Raw genomic sequence first — 14,073 nt, 5'->3', positions numbered from 1 at the left:
CGCCTCAGGCGTTCTTGTCAGCCCGCCTGCGGCCAAAACGCATGCCCCGTTCCAGTCGGGCGCGCAACTGGGTGTAATAGGCCTGGAGGAACGCCTGCTCATCATCGACTGGTGCCGTCCAACCGATCTTGGTGCAGATGGTGACGGCAACAGTCTTCATCGTCTCGGCATTGGCGGTTCGCAGCACCTGTTCCAGCATCTGCAGTTCATACTCGCCATACACTGACAGCTCTGCGTCGTCGAACCGGTAGCGATCAGGCGCAAGGCCTTCTGCGGCCTGCACCATGGAGCCCCCACCACCGGCTACGACGCTGCCCAGGGCTGCCCTGGGCGCTGCTACCACCCAGGTGCCGGCGATGAGGTCGCCGCAGCGAAGCCGGTCCTTGTTGAGCAGGGGAAAGACCAGAAAAACGCCGACCCAGATGATGCCAGACCACGCTGCAAACTCGCTGAGCGTGCCCTGCACCCCGCCCGATGTCATGAACATCAGCGGCAGGAACATCTCGATATCGCGCAGCAGATTGCGCGCAATGACTGCCTCTGCCGTCAGCCTCCCACCATCGCGTGATGCCACCCGGATGCCGACCGATCTCTTGCCCCAGGTCGCAGCGCGCTGGCCCAGCTCGAAGAACAGGAAATAGGCGTTGCGCGCCAGGAACGTGCCGATGATGAAAAGCACGAACAGGAAGTTCATCACGCCATCCGAAACCGAAGGCAGCCCCGCACGCGAATAGGCCCAGGCGAGCAGCAGGATGGTCAGCACGAAACCGAGGAACAAGCCAAACAAGGCAGTCAAATCGATGAACAACGCTCCGATGCGCGCACTGGCGGGGGCAACCGCGATATCCAACGCGACGCCTTCCGGCGTTACCAGCGTCCGCTGCAGCTTGGCATCGCTGCCCCGAGACCGGCCAATGCTCGCCCCTTGTACCATCAGCTGCGCCTCGGGCGGAAGGCGAAGAAATAGGTCAGCCAGGCCGCAAGCACGCCATAGCCGATCGCATAGCGCAGCGCCGTCGACTGGACGAGCTGGCGCGCGAAGCCTTCGAGCAGACCGGCGCAGATCAGCATCACGATGACACCCGCCATGACCTGCGCGGCCGTCCGCCCTGCCCCGCTCAAGGCGGTCAGATGGCTGCGCCGCCCCGGAAAGGCCAGCGCCCGCCCGATATGCAGCCCGGCGGCTCCCGCCAGCAGGATCGCCAGCAATTCGGTGGTGCCGTGGATCGACAGCCATCCGATGAACTCTGCTGTCAGCCCGCGCGAGGCGAACACCCACAGCATCGCGCCCAACCCCACCATGTTGTAAACCAGTAGCAGCAGCGTCGGCACGCCAAAGGCAAAGCCCAGCGCAAAGGCCATGATCGCAACCTGCGCATTGTTGTTGAACAGGTATGCGGCAAATACCGAAAGCCCGTCTGCCTCCTGTTTGCCGAACAGCGTGCCGAGCAACGCCTCGCGCGAGGCACCGGGCACCCGTACGTCGCTGAACTGTGCGGGCACAAGACGGAAATACCATTGCTGATCGGCATCGACCAGCCAGAAGCCCAGCAGCGCGCCGATGACCATCGCAGCCAGTGCAATCAGGATATCGCCCCAGGTTGCGCGCACCGCGCGGCTCAGCCCGCCGCCGAAAAAGCTTCGGCACCAGCCACCAAAGGTGGTGCGCGTGCCATAGACGATGAAATACGCGCGCAGTGTCAGCGATTCCAGATAGGCGATCAACCCTGCATCGAGAGAGCTTTCGCGTGCGATTGACAGGCTGGAGAGCAGGTTGCGATACAGCACCGGCAACGCCATGACGTCATCATCGGACAGGGTCTTGAGCTTGCCCTTTTCCATCGCGGTGACCATGGCGTCGATCCGCGCCCAATCGGCTTCGCGTTCCAGCCGGAACCGATCGCTGCGCAGCACGGCGTCGGCCACGGCCCGCTCGCCCTGAGGGGAAAACACCGCGCCGTTCACAGCTGCCCCCGGCGCTTGATCTTGAGATAGGCGTTCATCAGCCGCGTCCCGATTTCGTCATGCCGCCCTTCGATGACCTCGATGCCCAGATGCCGCAACCGCGTGATCACCAGCCGCCGCTGTGCCAGCAGGCTCGCCGCCGCAACGCTTTCAGCCACCTTCTCGCTGGTGTCGGGAGGTTGATCGACAATCCCCAGCAACTCCTCGTCCTCCATCGCCACGAACAGCAGCAGATGCCGGTCGATGAGCCGACCGACCGACTCGAGCATCAGCTCGGCACTCGTCGGGTCGGTGAAATCGGTGAACACGACGATCAGCGAACGCCGCTGCAGCTGTGCGGCAAGCGTCGACAGAGCGAGCGTGTAGTTGCTCTCCTCGAAACGGTAATCGATGGCAGCGGCTTCGGATTGCAGGCGAAAGAAGTTGCGGCTGCCTGAAACGAACGGTGTCGCGCGTTCAGGCCTGGCGGCGAACGAGAACAACCGCACCTGATCGCCAGCCTTCAGCGCAACATAGCTGGTCAGCAACGCCGCCGACACGGCCCGGTCGATGCGCGGAAGCCCCGCCACCGGCTCGCACATGTCCGAGCCTGAATCGAGCGCAAAGACGATCTGGTTGTTGCGCTCGGTATCATATTCGCGCGCCAGCAGCTTGGAGTGGCGCGCGGAGCTTTTCCAGTCGATCGTGCGGCGGTCGAACCCCGGCTGATACTCGACCAATGCCTCGAATTCGCTGCCTTCCCCGCGGCTCTGCCGCGCCAGAATGCCGTAGATCGCATCCTTGATGAAGACTTGCAGCGCAGGCGCGCGCACCGCAGCGATATCGGGCAGGATTGCGATGCTCTCACCACTTGCGCGTCGGTCCTGCCGCCAGCCCAGCCCCAGTGGGCCCTGCCAGCGCAGCCAGAGAGCCTCGATGACCAGCGTCCCACGCCGCACCGGATGAAGCGCGATATAGCCATGCAAAAGCCTTGCCCCGCCATCGAGTTGCAAAGTTGCAAACCCGTTTCCTCCGGGCACGATCCGGCTTTCCACCGAGACGCTCGCCTCTACATGGCGGATCTGCACCCGCGACGAGAGCGCTGCCTCCAGGCCGATCACGACATCGTGCCCCAATTCGCTACTCGCGGGCACGATCAACCGGATATCGCGTGCGCGCCCGGCGACCAGCGCGTCGAGCAGCGCCAGCAGCAGCATCGCTGCCGACCACGCCGGGCCCAGCGCCCACAGCCCGGGCGCGGCTGTTGCCAGCAGCATCGCCAGCGGCGCACCACCGGCGATCAGCACACCGGCGCGCAGCGTGGGATAGGCTCCGATCAACGCGGCGCCTCGGTCCGTTCGACCAGATCGGCGACGATCGTCTCGACCCGGCGGCCCTCGATCTCCGCGGCGGGCGACAGCAAGGTGCGGTGGCGCAGCACCGATGCCGCGAGCTGCTTGACGTCATCGGGGATCACATAGTCGCGCCCCAGCAGCGCCGCCCGCGCGCGCGCCGCATTGGCAAGCATGATCGCCGCACGCGGGCTTGCGCCACTTTCGAAGTCCGCCGTCTCGCGCGTCGCGCGCACCAGCCGAACGATATAGGCGACCACCTCGTCGACCAGCCTGACCTCTGCCACCACAGCGCGCGCCGCCGTCAGTTCGTCGGACGTCACCTGCGGCTGAATATCGAACGCCTGCGGGCGCTGCATGCCGCTGCGCTTGCCATATTCGGCGACAATGCGGGCCTCCTGCTCGGCATCGGGATAGCCAACAAGCAGCTTGAACAGAAAGCGGTCGAGCTGCGCTTCGGGCAGCGGATAGACGCCCTGCTGCTCGATCGGATTCTGCGTCGCGACCACCATGAAATGCGGCGACAGCGCATGGCGCGTGCCATCCAGCGTCACGCTACGCTCCTGCATCGCCTCGAGCAGCGCTGCCTGCGTCTTGGGCGGGGTACGGTTGATCTCGTCGGCCAATAGCAAATCTGTAAAGATCGCGCCGCGCGTCAGCGTGAACTGGCTGGTCTGGAAGTTGAACAGGTTCGACCCGACAATGTCCCCCGGCATCAGATCAGGCGTGAACTGGATGCGCCCGAAATCGAGCGAAAGGCACGCGGCAAAGCATTGCGCCATGAAGGTCTTGGCGGTACCCGGCGGGCCTTCGAGCAGCACATGGCCCGATGAGAACAAAGCGATCAGCAGTTGTTCGACAATTTCGTCCTGGCCGATGATCGCCTTGCCCATTTCGGCGCGGATGCGGTCCCCCAGCGCATTGATATCGGCCATGTTCATCCCATCCGTTCCTTTTTCCATCGATAGAGCGCGCGCGCGGCAGCCGCGATGGCGGGCCGGTCGCGCGCAGCACGCATATTGGCAATCAGCGTTTCGTAGCCCTGCCCCTGATCATCCGCCGGGACCAGAGCCAGCCGCGCATCGACCTCGTCCGGCGGCAGCGAGGGCGGCAGGCCCAGTGCGCGCGCCGCGCGGTCGCGCAGCAGATCGGCATAGGCATCCGCCGTCAGATGATCGCGCCCCAGCCGCCGCACGATCCCGGCGCTGCCGCGCACCAGGGCGGTCTTGCCGAAGCCGAAAGGGCGTTCATCGACCAAGGGCGGGCCGAAGCGGAAGAATGCCATCCATCCAAAGGCGATCGCCGCCAGCACAAGGCTGGCTACCGCGCCGACAAACGGCGGGCGAAACGCGACCGAGAGAAGATTTTCCGACGCGCCCAGCCCGTTCTGCGTCAGATCGAACACCACGCCCTGCCCGCCGCCCGACCAGGCCGCATCGATGATCTGCAACGCCTGCGCCGCCGACTTGCGGTTGGCCAGCCCCAGATTGTTCATCAGATCGGCATCGGCAACGATGACCACCGGATAGCGCCCCTGCTGCACCTCTGGCGCAGGATCGGTCGACGCACCGGGATCGAGTGAGGGATACCAGCCTCCATCCTCGATGACCGCGACGCGCGCGCCACCCGTTTGCGGATCGGCCAGCACCGTTTTCAACCCGGCACCGCTGATCGTAACGCGTGATTTCAGCGCCTGCTTGATCATCTTCGCCTTTTCCTCGGGCTTGGCTGACTGGACAAACGGAAGTGTTCCGTCCTGGTCGTCCATGCCTTCCAGCCGGGTTCTCACCGCGAGCATCTGCGACAATATCTGCGGGGCCTGCAGCGCGGTGAACGGGGATTCAAGCTGCACCCAGCCGGTCTTCAACCCCTGCGCAGGGGTCACGTGCCATTTGGGCAGGATGATGATGGTGGGGCCGGCAAAGGCGCGCTGGTTGACCAGGGCCGCCAGTTCCTTGGGGTCGGACGACAGCTGCGGCGTGACGATCAGCAGGTCCTGCTGCTGCAGCGCACCCGGCGCACGCCCGTAGCGGACGGGGGTGCCGGTTTTCTCCAGCAGGCGGCCCAGCGCCGAATAGCCGATGGCGCTCGACGATGCGCCATGCGCCTCGCCGTTGTTGCCGGGCCGCAGCGCCCCGCCCGCGCCGATCGCATAAAGCAGTGCCAGAAACGCGGCAAAGCCGATGGCGATCATCAGCAGCACGGTGCCGCGCGCGAAAGGACCGGAGCCTTCACCGCCAGCCATGTCAGCCACCGTCCAGGGCAAAGGCGCGATAGGCTTCGCGCGAACTGTCCCACGCGTTGCGGTCGAGCGGCCGGCGGGCAAAGACGCTCGCCTCGACATGGCCTGCGATCACACCGAATGCCTGTCGGGCACGTTGCGACAACGCTTCAAACGCGCCGATCTCGCGCGCGGTGGTCGAAGGCCGCAGCAGATCGGGACGCGTCGCTGCAATGTCCTCGATCGACCTGTAGAGCAGCAGATGCGCTGCTTCATCGAACCGGCCTTCGGCAGCCAGCCTGTCCGCATCTTCGAGCAGCGCCCGTGCAAGTGCCTGGTCCGGCGCCCAGTCCGGCACGGCAGCGGCGCGGCGTTCACGCCAATCGGCAATGTACGGGGCCAGGATCACCCAGAGCAGCGCCACCACGCCAATGGCCAGCGCGACGAGCAGCAGCTTGCTGAGCCACGGCCAAGCCCAGGCCAGAGCCCGTGCCAGCGGTTCGAGCGCCTCACCCAGCCAGCGGGTGACATCGCCCCACCATTCGGGTGGCGGGTCGGGAGGTTTGGCAAAGGCAGCGGAGAACTGAATATCGCCATCGCCGCGCACCTGATCAAAGGCCGCGTCAAAACCGTCGCGGCGGGGTGCAGAAAGGGCTGGGCCAGCAGTCACAGCCGGTTTGATCGCAGAACCACCGCGTCGGAGCAAGGCGATTTGCGGTCACCAAGCGCACTGGACGGCCTGTGTGCAGATGTTAGGCTGGTCCCCAAGACAAGATTCGGTCGCTTGGGACAATCAACCGGGAGTTACGATATGGCCAGCCAACCTACCGAATTCAGCATATCCAATGTGTTTTCAAACACCTTCGGCGTGATCGCGCGCAATCCCGCCCTGTTTCTAGGGCTTTCGCTGCTGATTGTCGGCCTGCCGCAACTGGGGGTCGGCATGGTCGTGCCTGCTGCACCTGCGGACCCCACCACCTTATTCTCCAACCCTGGGGGCATTATCAGCAGCATCATAGGCTATTTTGTCTTCCTGTTCCTCTCGATCATCCTCCAGGCCTCGCTAATTGTGGCATCCGCCAACGATCTTGCCGGTCGGCCAGTGAATTTCGGCGAATGCGTCGGGCGAGCAGTGTCGAAACTGCTACCGCTGATCGGGCTGGGTATCGTTGTTGCCATAGGCATCAGCCTGGGCCTTTTGCTGTTCATCATTCCGGGCATCATCCTCTACCTGATGTGGATGGTGGCCGTGCCCGCGCTGATGGTTGAAAATCTGGGCGTTTTCGAGGCACTCAGCCGCAGTTCGGCGCTGACCAAGGGATCACGGCTGAGACTGCTGGGCCTCATCGTCGTGTTCTTCGTGTTCAGCTTCATCATCGCGATACCCATCGGCGTCATCTCGATGATCAGCGCGTCACTGACGGTGGTCAGCAGCGCGCTGATCAGCACCGCAAGCGCTGCTGTCGGCTCGGCGGGGATCGCGGCCGTGTACATCGAACTGCGCGGCACCAAGGAAGGTGCGAGCAGCGAACAGCTGGCCAGCGTCTTTGCCTGACATGCGATTCGGGGCCCCGGAACCGTCCGGGGCCCGGATCACGCGATCAGACGAAAAGCCCGGCAAGGTCCTTTTTCAGGATTTTTCCGTTCGCATTGCGCGGCAGTGTTTCGGGATGGAAAACGATCTGCACCGGCACCTTGAACGCGGCGAGCCGCTCGCGCACCCACGCCTGGAGTTCGGCTTCGCTGGCGGTGGTGCCCGGTGCCAGATGGACCACCGCTGCGGGCTCCTCGCCCAGCGTCCGGTGTGGCAGCCCGATCAGCGCGGCGTCGGTGACCGCCGGGTGGTCATACAGGACGTTTTCGACCTCGGACGAATAGATATTCTCCCCGCCACGGATGATCATGTCCTTGGCGCGATCGACGATATAGCAAAAGCCCTCTTCATCGACCCGCGCCAGATCGCCCGTGCGCACCCAGCCGTCGACGAAGGTGGCGGCGGTCTCGGCGGGCTTGTTCCAATAGCCCTTCACGATCTGCGGCCCGCGCGCCCATAGCTCGCCCACCGTGCCCACCGGCATTTCGGTGACGCCATCGGCGTCCATGATCTTGAGGTCGCACACCGGCACCGCCGGGCCGCAGCTGTCGGGGCGGTTGAGATAATCCTCGGCGGTATGGCTGGTCACCGTCGCCATCGTCTCCGTCATGCCCCAGCCGTTGCCGGGCAGCGCTCCGAAGACTTCGCGGATCTTGCGGACCAGTTCGGGCGCGGACGGCGCGCCGCCGTATGAAATCGACTTGAGCGATGACAGGTCGTACTTGTCGCGATCGGGATGCTCGATCAGCTGCCATGCGATGGTCGGCACGCCACCGGTGGCAGTCACCCGCTCGCGCTCGATGATCTCCAGCGCCTTTTGCGCATCCCATTTGTGCATGAAGACCATGGTCGATCCGCCGAACATGATGCCGGTCATGCCTGCACTGCAGGCGGTGACATGGAACAGCGGAATCACGGTGAGCATCACCGCAGGCTCGGGCGCGGGCGGAGCCTCGCCCCGACGCAGCGAGGCACGGACCCCGGCATACGCGGAGGTCATGATGTTCGTCGTCATGTTGCGATGGCTGCCCAACGCGCCCTTGGGGTTGCCGGTGGTACCCGACGTATAGAAAATCGTCGCCGCGTCGTCGGGCGCAATGGCAACCACTGGCAGGTCGGTTGCCTCCAGCGCCGCATAGGCAGTCGGCGTGCCGACCACATCCTCAAGCCGCGATGCCGTCGCCGGCAGATCGCCGGTGCTGCGGCTGATCAGCATCGCCTCCAGCGCAGCCAGATCGCCGAGGTGCGGAGTGATCCGATCGAGCCGCTCGGCATCGGCGATCAGCAGCTTTGCGCCGGAATCGGCCAGGCCATAGGCCAGTTCGGCCCCAGTCCACCAGGCGTTGAGCGGCACGGCGATTGCCCCGATGCTCACGATGGCAAAGAACGCCACCGGCCATTCGGGCAGGTTACGCATGGCCAGCGCCACCCGGTCCCCCTTGCGGATCCCCACAGCCTGCAGGTGGTGCGCCAGTGTCGCCATCGCGCGGAACCAGCAATCGTAGCTGACCCGCTCATCTTCATAGACCACAAAAGTCTTGTCGCCATGCGCGCGTGCGACCTGCGCCAGCGCCGCAAGACTGGGCGGCGCATTCTTCCAGCAGCGCGTGGCAACGCCATCGATCGCGATCGTCTCGATCTCGAATGGCTGCCCCGGCGCGCACAGCATGCCTTCTATCTGCTCCAGCGACATCGCGGGCCAGCCGGCAGGGGCGCTCCAGTCAAGGGCAGCGGCTTTTGCAGCTTCGGTTTCGGGGTCGGACAAGCTCTCGGTGAGCGTCATGATGCGGCGATCCTCTCGATGCAGTTTTTATGAATTGCCCTAACCCTATGGAATTGCTCGCGTCGCGCAATGGCTGATTTTCAGGATCGTTTTGAGGGGTGAAGCGTAAGTAGGCGAAGCCTGCTTTTTAGCAGGTGTAACATATGTTAATATTCTGAATTTGCTAGATAATAAACCTCTTCAGCCCTAAAGCGGGGCTCCCGGGGACCAGACCGATAGTGATTTACGGGATATCCTGGCAGGCCTGCCGGATATCTTTTGTTGCAGGAGCCCGGCCATGTCAGACAGTTGTTTCGTCGTCCGGCTGAACAGGTATCTCGACCTTACCCCATCCGAGATGAATGCGATTGCGCATCTGGAGCGTGAACCCCGGGAATATCATTCCGGCAGCACGCTGTGGCAGGAGGGTGATGACGTCTCAGAATTGCTGATCGTGCACCACGGCTGGGCGCTGTCGGAAACGCGATTGCCGGCCGGAAAACGCCAGATCTTGCGTTTCCACTTTTCAGGCGACCTGATCGGCGCCTCAGGCATAGCCTTTCGTGATGCCGCATCCAGCATCGTTGCAGCCACCGACGTGGTTGTCTGCCGCTTTCCGCGCAGCGCTCTGGGCGACACATTCAACACCCATCCCCGGCTCGCCGCGCTGTTCTTTGCCATGAGTCAGATGGAAAGCATCGATCTTGCCGATCGGCTGCGCGCGCTCGGCCGAAGCGAGGGAAAGGCGCGCCTTGCCAACCTGTTCCTGTCGATCGCCGCCAGGATGCGTGCCGTGAGCGGCGAGAACAATCCGGTGATTCGCATTCCGCTGACGCAGAGCGATCTGGGTGATGCGGTTGGCCTCACACAGGTGCACGTCAACCGCTTGATCCGGCAGATGACCGAAGAAAAGCTGATCACGCGCAACCGCAGCACGCTGACACTGGTCGATGAACCCCGGTTGATCGAGCTGGCCCGGTTTGTGGATCGCTTCAGCGCCATCGATTCCAGCTGGTTTCCCGCCGCCAAGGCGTAACCCTATGAACGCCAGTCGCTATCGCTCGAAATTGCCTGCCAGAAAGCACCTTGATGTCTGAACTCGATTTTTTGTCGCGCGCCTTTGGCTTTGGTGCGCAGGCTGCCGATGAAGAAGGCGTTGTTGCGACGCGCGACACGCTGCAGCGTATGAACTCTGCCTTTCGTATCCTGACCGATGCCATGCCGCAGATGGTGTGGTCGACGCTGCCCGATGGCTTTCATGATTATTACAATGCCCGCTGGTACGAATTTACCGGCGTCCCGCAAGGATCGACCGATGGCGAAGGCTGGAACGGCATGTTCCATCCCGATGACCAGGAACATTCCCGCAGGGTGTGGCAGCATGCGCTCGAGACCGGCGATCAATACGAAGTCACCTATCGGCTTCGCCATCACAGCGGCGAATATCGCTGGACCCTGGGCCGGGCACTGCCGCTGAAGAACGAGCAAGGCAAGATCGTGCGCTGGATCGGCACCTGCACCGATATTCACGAATCCAAGATGATGATGGAGGAAAACGAGGTCCTGAGCCGCGAACTCAGCCACCGGATCAAGAATATCTTCGCCGTCATCAATGGGCTGATCGGCATGTCGGCCCGCCAGAACCCGCAATTGCGCCCGATGGCCGCCGAATTGCAGGATCGCATCGCAGCGCTGGGCCGGGCGCACGAGTTTGCTCGTCCGCACAGCGAACAATCCCGTCCGATTGCCGTCGCCTCGACACTCCACGGGTTGCTGGGCGAGATATTGAGCGCATACCCCGCTCTAGGCGCAGGCCGGCTGACGATGACGGGAGACAACCCCGAGATCGACGACCGCAGTGCAACACCGGTGGCCTTGGTGTTTCACGAACTTGCCACCAACTCGGCAAAATATGGCGCGCTTTCGTCTGACCTGGGCACGGTCGCCATCGAGATCGCGCAGAACGGCAATGACGTATTGATCGACTGGATCGAGCAGAAGGGTCCCGCGCTGCAAGGCGAACCCAACGAGACCGGATTTGGAACACGGCTGGTGCAGCTTGCCGTCACCCAGCAATTGGCCGGGGCTATCGAGCGGCACTGGCTTGCGGAGGGGTTGCGCGTGGATATGCGGATTTCAGCCAGTCGGCTCAAGCGAGCCGAGGGCGCTCCCGTCTGATCGAAACGGCCATTTTTGCAATCTTGTGAAGTAAGCTTTGGGGCCGCGTCAGGAAGCCAGCAGCATCAGCCCCGGCGGCGGAGTCGGCGAAGGCTTGCCCAGGCGGGCAGCCACGGCAAAGCTCACGGCCTCGACGACCTGCCGGCTATCGACCGGCTTGATCATCACGCCCAGCGCACCGGGAATGGGGATGTCGATCTGGCGCGGGTTTGCGGTCACGAAGATCACCGTGCAGCCGATTTCCTGACCCAGCCATGCTCCGATGGAGGGGCCGGTGGCACCATCGCATAGATTGATATCGACCAATGCGACGCTCGGTCCGCTTTCGGCCAGCCGGATGGCGGATTTCCAGTCATCGGCAACACCCACGACCTCATGCCCTGCGTCCTCCAGCCCAACCTGCATGTCGAGCGCTACCAGGAATTCATCTTCGACAATAAGGATACGGGCGTTCATGGCGGTAACGGTTTCACTTCTTCAGAGGGTGGCGCCCCCTTTGGGCGGCTCTCGGAACAATAAACCACCAGTTCGCTATAAAGTTTCATCGATAAGTTGATGCATGTTAATCGAACGGCTCGATTCATCCGATTGGGCCAGACACCATTTCCACCAACGTATCCAGCTGTTCGACCAGCATCATAAGGCCACGATTGCCGCACGGTTAACGTCATGATAGCGCCCCGGTATTCGCGCTTATCGCATCGATCAGCGGCAAGGCGCGCGTTTTATAAGACCGGGAAGGTTCCTTTATCATGTCGTCATTTCGCCAGACCATGCTGCTGCTGGCCAGCGCCGCCCTTGCAGCACCGCTCAGCCTTTCGCCAGCCCATGCCCAGACTGCAACCGAGGCTACATCGCAATCCGAAGATGCGCGATTGAATGCGCTGTTTGCGGCCGATGACGAAGCACAGCTGGAGCGCAACCCGCTGGGCGGGCTGTTCCGCGGCGACCTGCGCTATGCCGATCGCCTGGGTGATTATGTCACGGATGAATTCTACAATGCAGAGCGCAAGGCGGCCGAAGACAATCTGGCCGCGCTGGCGAAGATCGACCGGTCCAGGCTGACGACGACGAACCAGATCGGCTATGACATTTTCGAGCGCAACCAGCAGGATGTGATCAAGGGCCTGTCACCCGAGTATCTGCCGCTGACCGCCGTGCGCCCGATCAACCACTTTTTCGGTTTTCACACCTTCTACCCCAATTTCGCATCGGGCACCGGCACCGCGCCGTTCAAGACCGTGCTGGATTACGAGAACAATCTGAAGCGTCACAAGGAGTTCGTGATTCTGCTCGACCGGTCGATCGATCGCTTCAAGCAGGGCCAGGCGTCCGGCGTCGTGGAAACCAAGATGACGATCCGCAACGTCATCGAGCAGCTCGACACCCAGCTGGCGCAAAAGCCCGAAGATTCGCCCTATTTCGGCCCGACAAAGCAGTTCCCCGCCGAGTTCAGCGAGGCGGACAAGGCGCGCTTCACCGCCGAATATCGCAAGGTCATCACCGATGACATCTACCCCGCCTACAAGCGGCTGCGCGACTATCTGGCCGATGACTACCTGAAGGATGCCCGCGAGGGCGTGGGCCTGAAGTACATGAAGGGCGGCGACAAGCTGTACGCCTATCTGATCGAGCAGACCACCACCCTGCCGCTGACCGCGGATGAAGTGCACAACCTGGGCCTGAGCGAGGTCAAGCGCATCCTCACCGAGATGGAAGCGATCAAGACCGAAGTCGGCTACAAGGGCACGCTGGCAGAGTTCTTCAACTATCTGCGCACCGACCCCAAGTTCAAGATGCCCAGCCGCGAGGCGCTGACCCAGGGCTATTACGACATTGGCAAGAAGGTTGATGCGGTCATCGCAACCCAATTCAAGATCCTGCCCAAGACGTCGCTGGAAATCCGCCCCTATGAGGAATTCCGCGAGAAGTTCGAGGCAGGCGGCAGCTATCAGTCGGGCAATCCTGATGGCTCTCGCCCCGGTATCTTCTATTTCAATGCCTATGACCTGCCCAGCCGCACGACCCCGGGCATGACCACATTGTACCTGCACGAGGGCGCCCCCGGGCACCATTTCCAGATCAGCCTGGCGCAGGAAAACGAGGCCCTGCCCGCGTTCATGCGCTTTGGCGGCAACACCGCCTATGTCGAAGGCTGGGCGCTGTATTCCGAAAAGCTCGGCTATCCGATGGGTCTGTTCACCGACCCCTATCAGCGCTTTGGCCATCTGGATGACGAGATGCTGCGTGCGATGCGTCTGGTGGTCGACAGCGGCATCCACTCGAAGGGCTGGACCCGCGAACAGGCGATCAAGTACATGCTCGACAACTCGTCGATGGGCGAAACCGACGCCACCGCCGAAGTCGAGCGCTACATTGCCATCCCCAGCCAGGCACTGGCCTACAAGATCGGGGCGCTGACCATCCAGCGGCTGAAGGCCAAGGCGGAGAAGGAACTGGGTGCCAGGTTCGATCCGCGCGAATTCCACGACCAGGTGCTCAACACCGGCGCGCTGCCGATGAGCGTCCTGGAAGAGAAGATCAACCGGTGGATCCTGGCCAGCAAGGGCTGACCGGCTGACGGGGCCATCCGCCTTGTCCGATCAAGAAACCCCGCCCTGGCGTGCCGCGCCGGGCGGGGTTCTGGTTTGTGTGCGCGCCACCCCTCGCGCCACACGCAGCCAGATTGCGGGCATGGGCGTCGATGCAGAGGGACGGGCGGTGTTGCTGGTCCGCATCGCAGCCCCTCCATCGGATGGAGCAGCCAATGCTGCTCTGGTCGATCTGCTCGCGGCTGAACTGTCGCTGCGCAAGCGCGAGGTCACGATCCACTCTGGCGAAACCGGGCGCAACAAACAAGTGCACATTGCAGGCGAAGCCCCTGCCCTGATGGCCCGCCTGTCCGCCGTGTGCGGACACTGACAATCAGCCAATTCCCGATCACGCCCTAACCTGCATCAATAACATTTGCCTGTTTGCCGCATCTTCTGCACTCTTCGCGCCGTAGCTGACGCGAGCGATC

General features: G+C 63.0%; 13 protein-coding genes. 5 read left to right on the top strand and 8 right to left on the bottom strand.

What is annotated here, in order from left to right; all coding sequences use genetic code 11:
* Nucleotides 1–4: 4 nt before the first annotated feature.
* Genes D618_RS0107490 through D618_RS17995 form a run of 6 tightly spaced genes read right to left on the bottom strand, consistent with a single transcriptional unit; the run spans nt 5 to nt 6,187 of the window.
* On the bottom strand, nt 5–934 hold the full coding sequence (locus D618_RS0107490; protein ID WP_017670885.1) for an RDD family protein: 930 nt from the start codon (nt 932–934) through the stop codon (nt 5–7).
* The gene (locus D618_RS0107485; RefSeq protein ID WP_238550617.1) at nt 934–1,926 is read right to left on the bottom strand and encodes a stage II sporulation protein M; all 993 of its coding nucleotides are present in this window, start codon (nt 1,924–1,926) and stop codon (nt 934–936) included. The genes D618_RS0107490 and D618_RS0107485 overlap by 1 nt, the downstream gene beginning before the upstream one ends.
* A gap of 35 nt (nt 1,927–1,961) precedes the next feature.
* The gene (locus tag D618_RS0107480) at nt 1,962–3,284 is read right to left on the bottom strand and encodes a DUF58 domain-containing protein (RefSeq protein ID WP_017670883.1); all 1,323 of its coding nucleotides are present in this window, start codon (nt 3,282–3,284) and stop codon (nt 1,962–1,964) included.
* On the bottom strand, nt 3,281–4,237 hold the full coding sequence (locus D618_RS0107475; RefSeq protein ID WP_017670882.1) for a MoxR family ATPase: 957 nt from the start codon (nt 4,235–4,237) through the stop codon (nt 3,281–3,283). Before D618_RS0107475 ends, D618_RS0107480 begins: the two co-directional genes overlap by 4 nt.
* Nucleotides 4,234–5,541, bottom strand: a complete 1,308-nt coding sequence (locus D618_RS0107470; RefSeq protein ID WP_017670881.1) for a DUF4350 domain-containing protein — start codon at nt 5,539–5,541, stop codon at nt 4,234–4,236. The genes D618_RS0107475 and D618_RS0107470 overlap by 4 nt, the downstream gene beginning before the upstream one ends.
* Nucleotide 5,542: 1 nt before the next feature.
* A complete protein-coding gene (locus tag D618_RS17995; protein WP_152414587.1) occupies nt 5,543–6,187 on the bottom strand; it encodes a hypothetical protein in 645 nt (214 codons plus the stop codon).
* A gap of 141 nt (nt 6,188–6,328) precedes the next feature.
* On the opposite strand from D618_RS17995, the gene D618_RS0107460 reads away from it, so the two are divergent.
* Nucleotides 6,329–7,072, top strand: coding sequence for a hypothetical protein (locus D618_RS0107460; protein ID WP_017670879.1), 744 nt, complete (start codon nt 6,329–6,331; stop codon nt 7,070–7,072).
* Nucleotides 7,073–7,118: 46 nt separating this feature from the next.
* Here D618_RS0107460 and D618_RS0107455 read toward each other — a convergent pair whose 3' ends face one another.
* Complete coding sequence (locus D618_RS0107455; protein ID WP_238550651.1) at nt 7,119–8,804, bottom strand: class I adenylate-forming enzyme family protein; 1,686 nt, start codon at nt 8,802–8,804, stop codon at nt 7,119–7,121.
* A gap of 367 nt (nt 8,805–9,171) precedes the next feature.
* Between D618_RS0107455 and D618_RS0107450 the strand changes: the two genes are divergently transcribed.
* Together D618_RS0107450 and D618_RS17990 are read left to right on the top strand one after the other, a co-directional pair.
* Nucleotides 9,172–9,909, top strand: a complete 738-nt coding sequence (locus D618_RS0107450; protein ID WP_040370379.1) for a Crp/Fnr family transcriptional regulator — start codon at nt 9,172–9,174, stop codon at nt 9,907–9,909.
* A gap of 53 nt (nt 9,910–9,962) precedes the next feature.
* Nucleotides 9,963–11,051, top strand: coding sequence for a PAS domain-containing protein (locus tag D618_RS17990; protein ID WP_017670876.1), 1,089 nt, complete (start codon nt 9,963–9,965; stop codon nt 11,049–11,051).
* 48 nt (nt 11,052–11,099) lie between these two features.
* Here the strand turns inward: D618_RS17990 and D618_RS17985 are convergent, their stop codons facing one another.
* Nucleotides 11,100–11,507 (bottom strand): response regulator, encoded by a 408-nt coding sequence (locus tag D618_RS17985; RefSeq protein ID WP_017670875.1) that lies wholly within the window; start codon nt 11,505–11,507, stop codon nt 11,100–11,102.
* 296 nt (nt 11,508–11,803) lie between these two features.
* On the opposite strand from D618_RS17985, the gene D618_RS0107435 reads away from it, so the two are divergent.
* Together D618_RS0107435 and D618_RS0107430 are read left to right on the top strand one after the other, a co-directional pair.
* Nucleotides 11,804–13,624, top strand: a complete 1,821-nt coding sequence (locus D618_RS0107435; protein ID WP_017670874.1) for a DUF885 domain-containing protein — start codon at nt 11,804–11,806, stop codon at nt 13,622–13,624.
* 22 nt (nt 13,625–13,646) lie between these two features.
* Entirely contained in the window at nt 13,647–13,973 is a 327-nt protein-coding gene (locus D618_RS0107430) for a DUF167 domain-containing protein (protein WP_026091412.1), read from the top strand.
* Nucleotides 13,974–14,073 lie beyond the last annotated feature (100 nt).

Source organism: Blastomonas sp. AAP53, from assembly GCF_000331245.1.
Classification (GTDB): Bacteria; Pseudomonadota; Alphaproteobacteria; order Sphingomonadales; family Sphingomonadaceae; genus Blastomonas.
The sequence above is the reverse complement of the archived record's forward strand: the minus strand, read 5'-3'. Positions and strand labels throughout refer to the sequence as shown.